At 67.0% G+C, this 766-nt stretch carries 2 protein-coding genes; both read left to right on the top strand.

Features of this window, described 5'->3' with window-relative positions; translation table 11 throughout:
* The first annotated feature begins 99 nt into the window (after window positions 1-99).
* Complete coding sequence (locus tag STARVERO_RS21595; RefSeq protein WP_159602005.1) at window positions 100-330, top strand: tail protein X; 231 nt, start codon at window positions 100-102, stop codon at window positions 328-330.
* Window positions 330-766: hypothetical protein (locus tag STARVERO_RS21590; RefSeq protein WP_159602003.1), on the top strand; the 437-nt coding region annotated here is incomplete at its 3' end. The genes STARVERO_RS21595 and STARVERO_RS21590, both read left to right, overlap by 1 nt.

Below are 766 nucleotides of genomic sequence, written 5' to 3'. Positions count from 1 at the left end.
TGCGGCCGACGTGCTCGGCTCCTTCGTGGTCGAGCGCGTCTCCGATCTGAGCGAGTACAACGGCCAGAAAATCGCGTTTGAAGTGGAGTTGAGGGCGGCATGACGGTGGACCGCATCTATCGCGTGAAACGCGACGGCGAGCGCCTGGACCGCATTGCGCGCGCCGAGCTCGGCACTGAGAAGGGCGGAACGGTCGAGGCCATTCTCGATCTCAATCCGGGGCTCGCCCGCAAGGGGCCGCACTTTGCCGTTGGCACGCTGATCAAGCTGCCGCCGCGCGCGGCCTCGACGCCGGCCGGCCGGGCCGTGCCGCGGATCTGGGGCAGCTGATGCTCACCCCTATCTTCCAGCTCTACAAGGGCGGCGAGAACCTGATGGGCTCGATGGCGAGCTACTTCCTCGGCGCCTCGCTCAACGACGAAGTCGGCCTGCAGAACGACGAGCTGCAGGTGTTCGTCAATGACGACCATCGGCAGCTGCCGCTGCCCCGCGAGGGCGACCTGCTCCATCCCTACGCGGGCTATCTCGAAACACAGGTCCTCCCGCTCGGGGCCTTCAAGGTCGAGCGCTGGGGCACGGGCTGGGACGGCGGGACCGAAAAGATGGTGATGACGGCGCGCGCCGTCACCTATGCCGGCGAGGTGAAGGCGGGCGGCACCCAGCATTTCGACGACATGTCGCTTGCCGACATCCTTTCGGATGTCGCGCGCTCGGCCGGCCTGACGCTGGCCATCGATCCGCAGCTCGCGGAGGTGCGTATTCCCTA

It is taken from the genome of Starkeya nomas (genome assembly GCF_902703545.1).
GTDB lineage: Bacteria > Pseudomonadota > Alphaproteobacteria > Rhizobiales > Xanthobacteraceae > Ancylobacter > Ancylobacter moscoviensis.
Note: the sequence above shows the minus strand (reverse complement) of the source record. Positions and strands in the feature narration are given on the sequence as shown.